The 14,719-nt window shown below is 57.8% G+C and carries 12 protein-coding genes and 1 pseudogene; 3 read left to right on the forward strand and 10 right to left on the reverse strand.

Annotated features, from left to right (window positions below):
- Positions 1-215 precede the first annotated feature (215 nt).
- The 3 genes from HY868_10810 to HY868_10820 all read left to right on the forward strand — a co-directional run bounded on the left by HY868_10810 (position 216) and on the right by HY868_10820 (position 2,694).
- Positions 216-482 carry an iron-containing alcohol dehydrogenase gene (locus HY868_10810; GenBank protein ID MBI5302618.1) on the forward strand — a complete coding sequence of 89 codons (267 nt, stop codon included), beginning with the start codon at positions 216-218 and terminating at the stop codon, positions 480-482.
- Positions 483-710: 228 nt separating this feature from the next.
- Entirely contained in the window at positions 711-1,631 is a 921-nt protein-coding gene (locus tag HY868_10815) for an iron-containing alcohol dehydrogenase (GenBank protein ID MBI5302619.1), read from the forward strand.
- Positions 1,615-2,694: a PAS domain S-box protein gene (locus HY868_10820; protein ID MBI5302620.1), complete on the forward strand. Its 1,080-nt coding sequence runs from the start codon at positions 1,615-1,617 to the stop codon at positions 2,692-2,694. The genes HY868_10815 and HY868_10820 overlap by 17 nt, the downstream gene beginning before the upstream one ends.
- Positions 2,695-2,747: 53 nt before the next feature.
- Here the strand turns inward: HY868_10820 and HY868_10825 are convergent, their stop codons facing one another.
- From HY868_10825 to HY868_10870, 10 genes and pseudogenes are all read right to left on the reverse strand, one after another.
- Positions 2,748-4,211: a rhamnulokinase gene (locus HY868_10825; GenBank protein MBI5302621.1), complete on the reverse strand. Its 1,464-nt coding sequence runs from the start codon at positions 4,209-4,211 to the stop codon at positions 2,748-2,750.
- Positions 4,212-4,301: 90 nt separating this feature from the next.
- A complete protein-coding gene (locus tag HY868_10830; protein ID MBI5302622.1) occupies positions 4,302-5,126 on the reverse strand; it encodes a class II aldolase/adducin family protein in 825 nt (274 codons plus the stop codon).
- Between the two features lie 181 nt (positions 5,127-5,307).
- A complete protein-coding gene (locus HY868_10835; protein MBI5302623.1) occupies positions 5,308-6,588 on the reverse strand; it encodes an alpha-L-fucosidase in 1,281 nt (426 codons plus the stop codon).
- 92 nt (positions 6,589-6,680) lie between these two features.
- Complete coding sequence (locus HY868_10840; protein MBI5302624.1) at positions 6,681-7,787, reverse strand: glycoside hydrolase family 88 protein; 1,107 nt, start codon at positions 7,785-7,787, stop codon at positions 6,681-6,683.
- Between the two features lie 10 nt (positions 7,788-7,797).
- Positions 7,798-8,879 (reverse strand): annotated as a pseudogene (locus HY868_10845) (alginate lyase family protein).
- Complete coding sequence (locus HY868_10850; protein ID MBI5302625.1) at positions 8,876-9,979, reverse strand: Gfo/Idh/MocA family oxidoreductase; 1,104 nt, start codon at positions 9,977-9,979, stop codon at positions 8,876-8,878. Before HY868_10850 ends, HY868_10845 begins: the two are co-directional and overlap by 4 nt.
- 1 nt (position 9,980) lies before the next feature.
- Entirely contained in the window at positions 9,981-10,751 is a 771-nt protein-coding gene (locus HY868_10855; GenBank protein ID MBI5302626.1) for a sugar phosphate isomerase/epimerase, read from the reverse strand.
- Positions 10,752-10,810: 59 nt separating this feature from the next.
- On the reverse strand, positions 10,811-12,574 hold the full coding sequence (locus tag HY868_10860) for a hypothetical protein (protein MBI5302627.1): 1,764 nt from the start codon (positions 12,572-12,574) through the stop codon (positions 10,811-10,813).
- A 93-nt stretch (positions 12,575-12,667) separates the two neighbouring features.
- Positions 12,668-13,555: a carbohydrate ABC transporter permease gene (locus HY868_10865; GenBank protein ID MBI5302628.1), complete on the reverse strand. Its 888-nt coding sequence runs from the start codon at positions 13,553-13,555 to the stop codon at positions 12,668-12,670.
- A 101-nt stretch (positions 13,556-13,656) separates the two neighbouring features.
- Positions 13,657-14,619 carry a sugar ABC transporter permease gene (locus tag HY868_10870; protein ID MBI5302629.1) on the reverse strand — a complete coding sequence of 321 codons (963 nt, stop codon included), beginning with the start codon at positions 14,617-14,619 and terminating at the stop codon, positions 13,657-13,659.
- Between the last annotated feature and the right edge of the window lie 100 nt (positions 14,620-14,719).

A 14,719-nucleotide genomic window follows, 5' to 3' on the forward strand; every position in this document is an offset into this window, starting at 1 on the left:
ATCTCACACGTCAACCTCGGACCAACCGAAACCACCCAATCGCCCGTCAGTGAATCATCCGTGGCGGCGTTCACCGATTGGGCGCGCGCGTTTCAAATCATCCCGGCAACTGACCAATCCGAAAATCTGACGCACACCCGCACACAGCAAGCGGCTTGACATCGCTATGACATCGGTCTATCATAAAGTCGGAACGTTGCCAAGATGAGGATGTCATGAGCACCGAAACGACGAATTCAATGCAGACCGAATTACGCAAGTATGTGTCGCCCGAGTTCGTGTTTGGGCAAGGCGCGCTCGACATGGTTAGTCAGTACGCCGTCAACTTTGGCGCGGGCAAGGCGCTGATCGTGACCGACCCGGGCATCCGCGTGGCGGGATGGACTGGGCGCGTGGAGGCGGCGCTGCAACGCGCCGCGATTCCGTACGCGATCTTCGACGGTCTAACGAGCAATCCCAAAGACTATTGTAGAGTCCATTAAGGTTTGACCCCCAGTTGTCCAGAGATAACTGTACCCCCACCCCCATACGACTATGGGAAGTTGAGACACTGGACAATTTCTGAAGGCTGAGTGAACCTGTAATGCAGGGACGAAATGAATTCTCCAACTATCCCAAGGATCTGCGTAGTGGATTTCCCTCTTTAAGGGGTACACTTATCGCTGGACTGTTGGGGGTTGAACCTTAATGGACTTTACAACTATGAAGTGATGCAAGGCGCTGAATTTTGCCGCGCTGAAAAATGTGATCTGATCATTGCGATTGGCGGCGGTAGCCCGATGGATTGCGCCAAAAGCATCGGCATCGTCTCGTCCAACGAAAAACATATTCTTGAGTTTGAAGGCGTTGACCAAGTCGCCATCCCTGGTCTGCCCCTGATCTGCATCCCCACGACTGCCGGCTCCTCCGCCGATGTTTCCCAATTCGCGATCATTACCGACACCACGCGCCGCGTCAAAATTGCCATCATCAGCAAAACGCTCGTCCCCGATGTCGCGCTGATTGACCCGCAGACGACGACGACGATGTCGCCGGCACTGACCGCCGCGACCGGCGTGGATGCGCTCGTGCATGGCTTTGAAGCATACGTCTCGAATGCCAGTTCCCCGCTCACCGATTTGTACGCCCTGGAAGCGATCCGACTGGTGACGTGTCACCTCGCGAACGCCGTGCATCAGCCGCACGATGCGTTCGCGCGCAACCAGATGATGCTGGGCAGTCTCATGGCAGGTCTTGCTTTCTCCAACGCGAGTTTAGGATTGGTTCACAGCATGAGTCACAGTCTGGGCGGTCTCTTGGATTTGGCGCATGGCGACTCCAACGCGATCTTGCTCGAGCCAGTCGTCGCCTTCAATTTCCACGCGACACGCGAGCGCTATGTTCGCATCGGAGAAGCGATGGGCTTGACGCTACGCGGGCTTGACGCCGAGGAACAAAAGTACGCGCTACAACGTACCCTCGCCGATCTTCGTCACCGCGTAGGAATCCGCCAGACCCTGGGCGAACTGGGGGTGACGCAACGAGATCTCCCTCACTTGGCAAGCGCCGCCCATCGCGATCCGTGCCTCGCAACCAATCCCGTCCAGCCAACCGTTGCCGAGATTGAGAAACTATATGAGCAAGTCCTCTAGCGCCGATCCGCACTGGGATCAATTGAGAGAAAAAGTGATCGGCTTGGGGGAACGATCTTTCCGCAAAAGTTATTACCCGCAACTCTTGCAACAGATCCAAGCCCTGGAAGTTGAGCGACGCAAAGCCGAGGCGAATGAGCACAAGTTCCGGACGTTATTCGAGCACATCTCGGACGGCATCGTGCTGGTGGATATTGAAACGCGCGTGTTGATTCTCGGCAACCAAGCAATCGCCCAAATGACCGGTTATTCCCAGGATGAGTTGCAAGGTCGCGCGATTTCGGACATTGTGCCGATGGAGGAGACGCCTTGGCTGCGGGAAGAATTCGCCAAGCAGGTTCGCGGAGAAATCAAGATCGTTCGCGATGTGCCCGTGAAGCGACGCGACGGGAGCGTTTTTTATGCCGATGTAAACGCCGCGCCAGTTTACTTGGATGGTCGGCGTTTGTATATGGGCGTGGTGCGCGATGTGACCGAGCGCCGCGCGTCCGAATCCGCCTTGGAAAACGCGTACCTCGATACAGTGCTCGCGCTTTCGCGGATGATGGATGCCCGGGATGCGTACACGGGAACGCACAGTCAGAATCTTGCGGCGTGGGCGCGAGCTGTCGCCGAGCGATTGGGCTGTAGCCAGGGTGAAATCCGCACCATTCATTGGGCGGCTCTGTTGCATGACATCGGCAAGACCGGGGTGCCGGATGAAATTCTACGCAAACCCGAATCGCTCACTGCCGAAGAATGGCGCATTATGAAACGCCACCCTGAAATCGGCGCGGCGATTGTCGCTCCGATCAAGCAACTCAACGGCGTAGCGGAAATCATCCGCACGCACCATGAGAAATTCGACGGCAGTGGATACCCAGATGGATTGATCGGCGAAACGATTCCTCTCGGCGGACGCATCTTATCGGTGGTGGATTGCTACAGCGCGATGACCGACGAACGCATCTATCGTAGCGCGCGCACGCACGCCGAAGCCGTGGCAGAATTGAGGGTTTGTTCCGGCGTCGCTTTTGATCCGCAGATCGTTCAGATATTCTTGCAGATGCTTGGCGCGGGTTGAGCGGCGGATGGCAAATGGCGAATGGCGGATAGCGAATTGCTATCCGCCATCTGCTATTTGCTGTCCGCTATTCGTGTGAATCGTTCATACGCTTCGTCCCAGTGCGCGGGATCACCTGGGGTGTACGTTTTCAGCGGGAAGGTTGCGCGGATGATCGCGCGTGCGTCATCCCAGGAAGTGCAATCGCCGGACGCGATGAGTTGCGCCGCGAGATTGCCGAGCGCGGTCGCTTCGACCGGACCGGCGAACACGGGACGCGCGCACGCATCCGCCGTGAACTGGCACAGCAACTCATTCTGCGAACCGCCGCCGACGATGTGAATCACGTCGAGCCGATGCCCGATTATTTTTTCGAGCCGCGCCAACGTGAGCCGATACTTGAGCGCGAGACTTTCCAGGATCACGCGCACGAGACTGCCTTGGTCGCGCGGCGCGGATTGCCCCGCCTCGATACAAAAATTTTGGAGCGCGCGCGGCATGTCGTCGGGATTCATAAACGCGTGGTGGTCTGCGTCCACAAACGCTTGGAACGGTTGCGCCTGCTTGGCAAGCGCGACAAGTGCATCGTAACTTAATTCTTCGCCATTGCGCGCCCACGCGCGGCGGCATTCCTGCACGAGCCACATCCCGGCAATATTCTTGAGCAGACGAATCGTGCCTGCCACACCGCCCTCGTTCGTAAAATTCCCATCGCGCGTCGCATCGTTGATGAGCGGTTCGGGGACGACCGCGCCCATCAACGACCACGTCCCCGAACTGATGTACGCAAAGTTCGCGTCCTGCGCCGGAATCGCGGCAACCGCCGAGCCGGTGTCGTGGCAGGCGGGCGCGATGACCTGGGTGTGGTTCAAGCCGGCTTGATGCGGCGCGCCGAGTCGTCCGATGATGGTCGCGGGCGGGATGACGCGCGGAAAGATTTGTGTGGGCAGACTCAGGCGTTCCAACAGCGCGCGCGCCCACGCGCGTTGGCGCGCATCGAAACACTGGGTCGTCGTCGCGATGGTGTACTCGCCCACCTTTTCGCCGGTGAGCCAATAGTTGATCAGGTCGGGGATCATCAACAGCGTGTCCGCGATGTTGAGCGCGGGCGAGCCGCGCATCGCGTAAAGTTGGTACAGCGTGTTGATTTGCATGAACTGGATGCCGGTCGTACTAAAAATTTCGTCGCGCGGGACGCGTTCAAACGCGCGCGCCATCATGCCATCGGTGCGCTGATCGCGATAATGGTACGGATTGCCGATGAGCGCGCCGGTTTTGTCGAGCAGCGCGAAATCCACGCCCCAGGTGTCCACGCCGACGCTCGCGATATCGCCGAACTGTTGCGCTGCGCGCGCGAGTCCATTTTGGATTTCGTCGTTCAAGCGCAACACGTCCCAGTGCAAATGTCCCGCGACGCGCACGGAACGATTCGGGAAGCGATGCGCTTCGCGCAACGTCAAACGCGCGCCGTCGAAACTGCCGACGATCGCGCGCCCGCTCTCCGCCCCCAGGTCAATCGCGACAAAATTTCTAGTCATTGCCGTCACCTCTCAAAAAACACAATTGCATCTTGTCGTTCGACCGAAACCAGGTTTCTCCGAGAAACCTGGTTTCTTGTTTGCGTACGATCAAAAAACATTTTGTTGAATGCCTAACGATTGGCAGATCGCGCGCACCTCATCCGCGGCAAGCCCTTCTGCCTGTTCGTGATTCACGAGGTTGAGGTACTCGTAGCGCGCACCCGTCTCGGCGTACTCGATGCGGTCGCACGCGCGTTTGACCGATGCGTCCGAGCGCGCCATCGTGCCGTGCTTTGCCCAGACGACGACGCGATGCGTGCGGAGCGCCGCGACCGTCGCCGCCATCAACTCCGGCGAACCTGGGACGCGAAATGGCACGACCCCCAGCCCTTCCGGCAAATTGACGATCGTTTCCGGCTGCCAGCGCAACAGGTGACGATTCAAATACGTTTCATCGCGATACGCGGGGATGTGGCTGAGGTAGGTGAGATGCAACGGTTGCGCGTGGATGATCGCGTGAAAGTTCGTGCGACTGTTGACCACCTGGTCGCGATGCACGGCGAGGTGCGAGTTGAACTCGCTCGTCAAGCGCGTAAAGAGCCGCCGCGGCGACGTGTAGAGCCGCGCGGTTTTTCCGTCGGCGTTGACCGCGACGCAACCCAGGTTTGCGGCGGGGTCTGCTTTGATTTCGCGCAGGCGTCGCCCGGAACCGGTGACCAAGAAAATACCATCGGCTAGTTCAGGTGACGCTTCCGGTAACTCGACTACATCTTCGATTGGAAACTTGCGGCGCACTTCGATCTGCCAGCCGATGTACACGGAAATGTTGCCCGCCGCGCCTTCACTCGCTTCGATCTCGGACAAGCGTTCGCCGGCATCGCCGATTGCGGTCAAGAGTTCGTCAAACTCTGGATAGGGTAAATCAGTGGACATCGTAACCCGCCTTTCTGCTTTGTACCCCCATCGCCAGAATCCAGGTTTCTCCCCTTCGGGGAAACCTGGATTCTATCTTTAGCGAAGTGGTAACTTGAGGAACTGTTTTTTGTTTAGCATATCCGCAAGCAATTTCATGTCAAGTTGCGTGATTTCGATGCGGAGTGATAACTGTGACGCGTTACTTGAGGAATAACTCGATGACCGGCACGACGACATCCGGCTTACGAACCGGCAATTCCAGACTCACCATGTCCTCGGTGACGCCGGCAAGTTGCGGGTGATTGAACTTGGCGAAAGGCACTTGACTCGCATCGTGCAATAACTGGGCGTACTCCACTTTGCCTGCCAGTCCTTCCAGGTGAATGTGTTTGAAGGGCCAAGCAAAGACGTGAATGTAGAGTCGCTTGCCGTTTTGCGTGAGTCGGCAATCTGGCGGCGCGGTGAACTCGCTCATCGTGCAGCCATAGATCGAACGCGCGTTGAGTTTCATCCAAGCGCGATACACGTCCAGCGCCTTGATCGCGCGATCGTCGAACGCGCCGCGCGCGGTCGGTCCGACGTTCATCAACAGATTGCCGCCGCGCGACACCGAGTTGACGAGCATTTGAATCAGTTGCTCCGGACTTTTCCAGGTGTATTCGTCGCGATAATATCCCCACGAACCGCTGAATGTTTGGCACGTTTCCCACACGACCGGCTTGCCGTTCACGTGCACCCAGCCGCGCGGTTGCACTTGCTCCGGTGTGTAGATGTCGGCTTGCTCCGGCGGCAGATCGAGCCGGTTGTCCACGATGATGTGTGGTTGCAACTCGCGCACCATCTTGAGCAACTTGTCGCTCTGCCAATCGTCGTGACCCTTGCCGGGCATTCCGCGGTACTCGCGCCCAGGATACGAAAAGTCGAACCACATCACGTCAATTTTGCCAAACTCGGTGAGCAGTTCGCGCGTCTGCGCGTGCAAGTACTCGGCGTACTTCCGCATGTCGCGCGTTTTGTTCATTTCCAACGCGGCGGGATGATTGCGCAAGGGATGAAACACGTCAATCGTAAACTCGGGATGATGCCAGTCAATCAGCGAATAGTAGAATCCGAGCTTCAACCCGGCGGCGCGGAACGCCTCGACCCAGGGACGGAGCAGGTCGCGGCGCGCCGGCGTGTTCGTGGCTTTGTAATCCGTGAGCTTGGAATCCCACAAACAAAAACCTTCGTGATGCTTGGTCGTGATGACGGCGTACTTCATCCCGGCGTCCTTGGCGCGTTGCGCCCATTCCTTGGGATCGTACAGGTCGGGATCAAAGTGATCCAGATATTTTTGATACGCGGCGTCGTCCATCTCTTCGCGATTACGCACCCACTCGTGCCGCGCCGCCGCCGCGTACGCGCCCCAGTGGATGAACATGCCAAAGCGATCCTGGATGAACCAGGATGTGTCACCCTGGGTCGGTTCTGGTTTCAACATACGGATGTTCTCCTTTTCGTTCGATAATGTGTCTCAATATAGCACGGTGTTGAATTTGTAGGGGCGACCACAAGGGTCGCCCCCACGCCAATTTACACGACCGCTTTATCCGGCGCGATCAAGCGCGTCAACGCCTCGACAAAATAATAATCGCCGTAAATCAAACCGTGCTCCATCATGCCGTGCGGCTTACTGCGCGTTCCGTGAATCAAGATGGATGGCTCGCGTGTGCCGCGACTCGAATAATCGCGCCACAGCGATTCGAGAATCGTGATTGCCGCGTTGCGCCAGTGTTCCGCTTTGGTCGCGTCCGATTCAAGCGTCGCGAGAAGCATCATGCCCGAGGCGAGCGTGGACGCAGCAGAACTATCGCGCACGTCATTTGGAATCAACGGCGAATCGTAATCCCAGTACGGGACGTGATCGGGCGGCAAACGGCGCAGGCAATACTCGGCAAGGTTGCGCGACGCAACAAGAAATGTCGCGTCGCCGGTATTGCGATAACATTCGGCGAAACCGTAGACCGCCCATGCTTGCCCGCGCGACCAACACGACGATGCGCTCAAGCCCTGGTGAGTATCTTGCATGATGAACGCGCCGGTGTCCGGATCGAAATCCATCACATGCGACGTTGACCAGTCCGAACGCGTGTTGTACTCAAGCGCGGTGCGCGCATGCGCGGTGGCGATCTCCGCGAACCTGGGATCGCCGGTCTCAACGCTCGCCCAGTACAACAGATCGAGATTCATCAGCGTGTCAATGATCGCGCGCCCGCGCCGATCATCCGATTCGAGCGCGCCCCACGCGCGGATGAATTTACCTTGTGCGTTGTAGCGCCGAATGAGCGAGCGCGCGGCGTTGAGCGCGGGCGCTTTGAGCGTCGCATCGCCGGTGAGTGTTGCGCCGAGGAGGTGCGATAGCTCGAACAGGAAACCCAGGTCGTGCGTGCTCGTGTCGTTTTGGCGCGGCGCAAGTTGCGCGGTCCATGCGCGCGCCGCGCGTTCGAGCGCCGCGTCGCCGGTGTGCGCGAACGCGAGCCAGAGCAAGCCAGCCCAATGCCCGCCGACCCAGCCGCCCGGTTTGACCCGCGTAGATTCCCACACGCCGTCGTTCGTCAATTCCGGAAAATCGGTGACGCGTGCGAGGTTCTGGCGCGTTACGACAATGCTGTACTGCAATGCTTCGTGTGTCCAATCCACTCTAGTCTCCTCAGTTGATCCACAACACCGGCTGGCGAATCGGCATGTTGCGGATGATCTCTTCATCGGTCGGGTCCGCGTCGAGCGTCTGCCAAAGTTCCAGGTATTTCGATTCGGCGTACGCGCGTGCACAGAACAAGAGCGACGGCTGGCGCGCGGGCAAGCCGTCCCAGTGCATCACGTCGCGCGCCCAGCGCCACGATGATTTGTCTTTCAGAAACGGATAGAGAAATTCCATGCCACGTTTCATCCCGCGCCCGTCGCGCGTTTCAAAGCGCGATAAATCATCGCGCGGCGTCGAAAGCAGTTGGCAGATGCCTGCCATCACGTCGAGGTTGAAGATCGAGTAGCTGTACGGTTTGGTGCGCGCGAGTTCGCGCGGGAACGACCCATCAGACGTCATTTGATCGGGCAATAGAATTTCTTTAAAGCGGCGACGACAATCGTCCATCACCGGTTCATCGCCAATGAGATGCGCGAACGCGCCGGCTTGTAAGACCCAGCACGTCGCATGATTATTTTGCGTGTCGCGCTCGTCCATGCCGTACGGGTGCGTCGTGAACCAACGCAAATAGTCGGCGAACCAGGATTGAATGGCGCGGAACTCGGGCAACACGTCGCGCATCGCTTCAATCGCGCGCGTAACTTCGACGAGGTGAAGCGTGTCAATCAAGCCGATCCCGCGCCCAGCGCAAATCCCAGGAATGGCTTGGGCGTACTCAAGACGCGGATTCATCGTGTTTGCAAATTCACGAACCACGCGTGCAGGTGCGCGGCGGCGGCATCGCTAAACCCAGGATCGCGCGTCAACGCGTACGCCGCGCCGAGCGCGCCCACCTGCACCGACAACGTGATCATCAAACGGCGATGTCCGAAGAAATTGTCCGGGTTGGTTTCGCCATCGCGACGGATGTAGGGCAAGCCCTCTGCTGTGTCCGGATTGCGCCACCAGTAATCGCCTTCGGAGAAATAATCCTGGGGAGCACCTGGGCTACGCGCGCAAACGAGCGACGTGATTGGTGTCGGCGGCGCGTTCAGATATTTGCGCGCGCGCGTGAGAACGCGATCGCGCTCGAAATCTCCGAGATTCATTTGACCCGCCCGGCTTGCAAATCGGCGAGCAACGCGCTGTACGCCGCGCGATTGACGGGCAGTGTCACCGGCGCGTTGGAATACGACGACAAGGTGATCGCGTTCGCGAGTTCGAGCGACAGGATTCCCGCGCGACCATCCGCGCGCGGCGAGCGCTTTTCGCGGATCGCCGCTTCCAAATCGCGATAGACCGCTTGGTGTCCCAGACCTGGCTCCAGGTCGAACGTTTCGCTCGTCGTCTCTGGCTTGCCAAACATCGCGTCGCTCGTGAGCATGTGTTCGCGCGAGGAGGGCGTCGTGCGATAAACCGTCAAGCGATTCCCTTCGAGTTCGAGCGCGCCTTTTTCGCCGATGATTTGCAAACGCGGCTTGACACCGACCTCGACCGTGCTCACGGTCAAATAACCGGGCGCGCCGTTTGGATATTCGAACATCGCTTGCGCGGTGTCTTCCACTTGAATCGCGTGATAGCGCGTGCGCGTCAACCCCCAGACCTTGCTCGGTAGTCCGGCGAGATAACATAGGAGGTCGAGTGTGTGCGGCGCTTGATTCATCAACACGCCGCCGCCTTCGGTTGTCCATTTCGCGCGCCAGCTGGCAGTCCGATAGTAATGCTCGGTGCGATACCAGGGTTCGACGCTGAGTGTGCGGACGAGCGGACCCAGCGCGTCCTCCGCGATCAGCGCGCGCGCGTGTTCAATCGCGGGACGAAAGCGATGTTGAAAGTTGATCGCCAGGACGCGAGCTTCTTTCTCGGCGGTGGCAATCATTTCATCGGCGGACGCGACATCTACCGCCATCGGCTTTTCGAGCAACACGTGACAACCCGCGCGCAGACAATCAATCGTCATGCTGGGATGCAACGGATGCGGCGTAACGATCACGGCGACATCCGGCTTGTGCTCGGCGAGCATCGCACGATAGTCCGCGTAAAACGCGCAACCGATTTCATCGGCTTGGAGTTTGCCGGCTTGAGCGTTGATGTCGCACGCCGCGATAACGTGGATGCCTTCGGCGATTTGCGCGGGGCGATGCATGCCTTTGAAAACAGACGCGGCGGCGCCGATGACCGCGTAGCGGAGTGAATGAGTGTTCGACATTTTAGTTTAGTCCCATCGCGTTGAGATTTTCAAAACTGATTTTCAAACTTTCAAATGGATCGCGTTGGCATACATCCTGCTCGACCGCGTACCATTCGACCTGGCTTTCACGGCACGCTTGCAAAATGCCGCGCCAGTTGAGATTGCCTTCGCCGATTTCTGCCATTGCCGGCTTGCCGTCGAGGATCACCATATCTTTGAGATGGACGACCGGCATGCGCCGATTCATTTTTTTGATCCAGCCGATCGGGTCGCCGCCGCCGTGCTGAATCCAGTACGTATCGAGTTCGGCTTGCACGTAACGCGGGTCGGTTTCTTCAAAGATCAAATCCAGACCGGTGCGCTTGCCAAATCGGACGAATTCGAAACTGTGGTTGTGATAACTGAACGTGAGTCCAGCGGCATGGAGTTTTTTACCGATGGCGTTGGCTTGCGCGGAAAATCGGCGAAAGCCGTCTTCGTTCGCGCGATACTCTGGGGGCATACTGCCGATAGCGACGTGCTTGCAATTCCACAGGCGATGCTGCGCGATGATCGTGTCCAGGTCTTGCCAGACCCAGGGCAGGCGCACATGCGTGATGCACACCGTCAAGCCATTATCGTCCAGCATGGACTTGACCTCGGCATCGGGAATCGGACCGATGGCTGAAATCTGAACGGCGGTGTAACCGATCGCGCGAATTTTTTTCAGCGTGACCGCGAGATCGCTTGCCGTCTTGGTAAATTCACGGACGTTGTAGAGTTGCGCGGCGAGAACCGGTTTCACAATCATTACTCCTTGTTCTTATAGAATCCAGGTTTCTCAAAGAAACCTGGATTCTGCCGAATCTGTCAATAAACCTGGCTCGGATCGAATTTCATTCGTCCCGCCGAGAGCGTTCCGCACAACACGCGCGCCGCCGCTTGCATCGAAACCGCGAACGACGAGAAGGTGACGATGACCGTTGGCATCTGCGGCGAGACGATGGAATCGTACGGACTGTTCGTGACGAAAATCGTCGGCTTGCCGAGCGAAAGAAATCGGTCGTGCGCGATATTCGAAACGGCGTTGCCCGCTGCGCCCGCGCCGGCGAGGTTTGCGCTCGCGCGTTCATAGTAGCCCGTGTGGACGATGACCTCCACCTCGCGCGCACGCGCTTGAACGATTTGCCACGCGTCCTCAAATGTCGTCACGTCGAAATCGGTGTAGACCGCGTTGACGCCGCACTCGAGCAACGCGTGGTACAACGCGCCAGGGTATGCCGCCGCATCGTTCAAGCGACGATGCAAGCCGTTGACTTGCTCGACGACGAGTGCGCGCGTCCCAGGTTTGAGCGGTAGGATGCCGTCCTGTTGGCGCAGGATGACGACGGATTTTTCGGCGGCTTGTTGCGCGACGCGCGCGTGGTCTGGGTCGAATAAATTTTCCGCGACGCGTTGTAGATCAACGATGCCGCGCGCGCCGTCGAGCAGACCGACGCGCGCTTTGGCGATGAGCACGCGGCGCACGGATGCGTTGACCTGGTCTTCGCTCACGTGTTTGGCGCGTACCGCTTCGAGCAAGCCGCAGTACACTTGTCCGCGCAACGCATTCTCGTCTTTGAGCAAGATCAAATCTACGCCGGCTTGGATTGCGCGCACCGCCGCCTCGGCGATTTCGTACTGATTCGCCAAGCCGCCCATCGTGAACGAATCGGTCATCACGACGCCGTCGAAACCCAGTTGCCCGCGCAGAACGTCGGTCACGATCGGTTTGGAAATTGTCGCGAGTGTGCCGCTGGGGTCGAGCGCGGGAAAACTAGAATGCGCGAGCATGATCGCCGGCAAGCCCGCCTGAATCAATGCGCGATACGGCGCGAAGTGAATCGCCTCCATGCGCGCGCGTGATTCGCGGATCCCATTCACATCGTAGTGTGCGTCCTGCGCCGATGCTCCCCGCCCCGGAAAATGTTTGCCGGTCGCGATCAGGTTCGCATCGTCGAATCCAGACAACGCCTGCAACGCGTACTCGGCGACGATGTTTGGATCGGGCGAGTAACTGCGCGTGTTGATCTCTGGATTCGCCGGATCGGTGTTCACATCGAGTACGGGCGAATGAATCCAGTTGATGCCGACCGCATTCAACTGCGCGCCCAGCGCGCGCGCGACGCGACGCGCCAGAGTCGGATCGCCGGATTGCGCCAAGCCCATCGGATGCGGAAAGCCGGACATGCCGGGTGTGTAATAATCACTGCTCTGATTCCCCTCGCAATCGAGCGCAAAGTAGAGCGGAATGCCCGCGCCGGTGTCGAGCGCGCGTTGGCGTAAGACGTTGAGTGTGTGTGCGTACTCTTGCGGCGACACATTCGGCGCGGCGATTTTCGCGCCATAAACGCGCTCGTCTGCTTCGAGGGCGCGGCGCACGCGCGGTTCGCCAGCGCTCCCCGGTTTCAACTCGCGCACGAATTTGCGCGAGCCGGGCGTCACGCGCAAGCCGGCGACGTGATATTGCTCGATCATCCGGAGAATGTCCGGGTGGGGATACGTCCCGGAAAAACCGAGCGCGAGCATCTGACCGATTTTTTGTTCGAGCGTCATTGAGTGGAGTAATTGAGTGATGCGTTTGTTGTCAGTCATTGGAGCTTTCTAACAAAAGGATGAAGGATGAGGGATGAGGGATGAAAATCGAAAAGAGAATGTTTTTCATTCCTCTGCCTTCGTCCTTCATCCTTATTCTTTGACCGCGCCGATCATCACACCCTTGACGAAATATTTTTGGAGGAACGGATAGATAAAGAGGATGGGCACGGTGGCGACAATGATCGTCGCGAACTTGATCGTTTCGCCAATCGGCATCACGTCGCCGCTTGAGACGCCGGTCATCATGCTGTCCGTACTATTGCTGATGAGGATTTCGCGCAGGATCAATTGCAAGGGATACCACTCACGGGTGCGCAAGAACAACATCGCATCGAACCACGCGTTCCAGTGCCCTACCGCGTAAAAGAGCGTGATGACCGCGAGCGCCGGCACAGATAGCGGGAGGACCACTCGCCACAAAATCTGAAAATCATTCGCGCCGTCAATGCGCGCCGCTTCTTCCAACGCGACGGGCACGGCTTCAAATGCCGTCCGCAGGATAATCAAGTTCAGCGTACTGATCGCGCCCGGAATGATGAGCGCCAGCGGATTGTCTTGCAGATTCAATGTTTGACTCACGAGCAAGTAGCGCGGAATCATTCCGCCGCCAAAGAACATGGTGAAGACGATAAAGTACATGATTGGCGTCTTGAACATCACGTTCTTGCGCGATAGGGCATACGCGCCCAGCACGGTCAACAGCATGTTCAGCGCCGTACCCGCGATCACATAAAAGAGCGTGTTGCGATAACCGATCATGATCATCGGGTTTTCCATCACCGCTTTGTACGCCGCGAGTGTAACATTGCCGACCGGCGATAGGATCGCGCCGCGCGTTCTCATCAGTTCGGCTGGATCGCTGAACGAAGCAAAAACCACGTACAGGAACGGATACAGCGTCACGATCATCAACCCGACCATAAAGAGGATGATGATGATGTAGATCATTTGCTCGCTCAAAGTTCGTTTGCCAACCATAGTGTTCCTTTGGATGTTGGAGATCAGAGGTTGGAGGTTGGAAGTTGGAGCCAGCTCAACCTCTAACCTCTAATCTCTAACATCCAACTTCTAACATCCAATCAAAACAAGCCCGTCTGGTTCATCCGCTTGCTAAAGCGATCCGCGAAAAGCAGCAAGCCAAAATTGATGACCGAGTTGAACAGCCCAACGGCGGCGCTGAAACCATAGTCCGCTTGGAGCACGCCTTTGCGATAGACGTACGTCGAAATCACGTCGCCGGTCTCGTACGTCAACGGGTTGTACATCAGGAGCGTTTTTTCGTACCCCACGCTCATCATGTGACCGATGCGAATGACGAGCAAAATGATGATCGTCGGCAGAATACCTGGGATCGTGATGTGCCGAATCTGTTGCCAGCGATTCGCGCCATCCACGGTTGCGGCTTCGTACAGCGTCGGGTCAATGTTCGTGATCGCGGCGAGATAAATGATCGAGCCCCAGCCAATCGTCTGCCAGATCGCCGAGCCAACGTAGAGCATCCAGAACCAATCGGCGCGCTGCATGAACGGCGTGGCGGGGAAACCGAAGGTACCCAGCAAGTTGTTGACGAGTCCATCGCGCGCGAAGAAATCCACCATCATTCCGACGACGACGACGATCGAGATAAAATGCGGCAGATAGGTGATGGTCTGCACCGTGCGTTTGAACCACGGCGTCGTGATCTCATTGAGCAACAGCGCCAGAATGATGGGGGCAGGAAAGTGGAACAGCAAATCGAGGACGTTGATCGCCAGCGTGTTGCGGATCAGACGCGCAAAGTACGCGCCGCTGAAGAACGCAGTAAAGTTTTCAAATCCGATCCACGGACTGCCCCAGATGCCTTTGGTAATGTTGAAATCTTGGAACGCCATTAGCGCGCCGTACATCGGACCATAGTGAAAGATGAGATAGTACAACACGACCGGCGCGAGCATCAAATAGATGTATCGGTTGCGCGCGAAATCCCGGCTAATATGTTGCCACAATCTGGGTCGGGACGCTGCGATGACGGGGTGCGCCGCGATTTGTTCGGCTGTTGCCATGTGTTGCCTTTCCAGTGTTCAGTATTCAGTGTCCAGTAGACATTATCGGGAATAAGACATCTCTCGCCAAGCCGCCAAGAACGCCAAGTTTTTTAAGATG

It is taken from the genome of Chloroflexota bacterium (assembly GCA_016219275.1).
Classification (GTDB): Bacteria; Chloroflexota; Anaerolineae; order UBA4142; family UBA4142; genus JACRBM01.

What these genes read in the sequence shown, in the direction of transcription:
- HY868_10810 (MBI5302618.1), top strand. Translation starts at nt 216, where the DNA reads ATGAGCACCGAAACGACGAATTCAATGCAGACCGAATTACGCAAGTAT.
- HY868_10815 (MBI5302619.1), top strand. Translation starts at nt 711, where the DNA reads ATGCAAGGCGCTGAATTTTGCCGCGCTGAAAAATGTGATCTGATCATT.
- HY868_10820 (MBI5302620.1), top strand. Translation starts at nt 1,615, where the DNA reads ATGAGCAAGTCCTCTAGCGCCGATCCGCACTGGGATCAATTGAGAGAA.
- HY868_10825 (MBI5302621.1), bottom strand. Translation starts at nt 4,211, where the DNA reads ATGACTAGAAATTTTGTCGCGATTGACCTGGGGGCGGAGAGCGGGCGC.
- HY868_10830 (MBI5302622.1), bottom strand. Translation starts at nt 5,126, where the DNA reads ATGTCCACTGATTTACCCTATCCAGAGTTTGACGAACTCTTGACCGCA.
- HY868_10835 (MBI5302623.1), bottom strand. Translation starts at nt 6,588, where the DNA reads ATGTTGAAACCAGAACCGACCCAGGGTGACACATCCTGGTTCATCCAG.
- HY868_10850 (MBI5302625.1), bottom strand. Translation starts at nt 9,979, where the DNA reads ATGTCGAACACTCATTCACTCCGCTACGCGGTCATCGGCGCCGCCGCG.
- HY868_10855 (MBI5302626.1), bottom strand. Translation starts at nt 10,751, where the DNA reads ATGATTGTGAAACCGGTTCTCGCCGCGCAACTCTACAACGTCCGTGAA.
- HY868_10860 (MBI5302627.1), bottom strand. Translation starts at nt 12,574, where the DNA reads ATGACTGACAACAAACGCATCACTCAATTACTCCACTCAATGACGCTC.
- HY868_10865 (MBI5302628.1), bottom strand. Translation starts at nt 13,555, where the DNA reads ATGGTTGGCAAACGAACTTTGAGCGAGCAAATGATCTACATCATCATC.
- HY868_10870 (MBI5302629.1), bottom strand. Translation starts at nt 14,619, where the DNA reads ATGGCAACAGCCGAACAAATCGCGGCGCACCCCGTCATCGCAGCGTCC.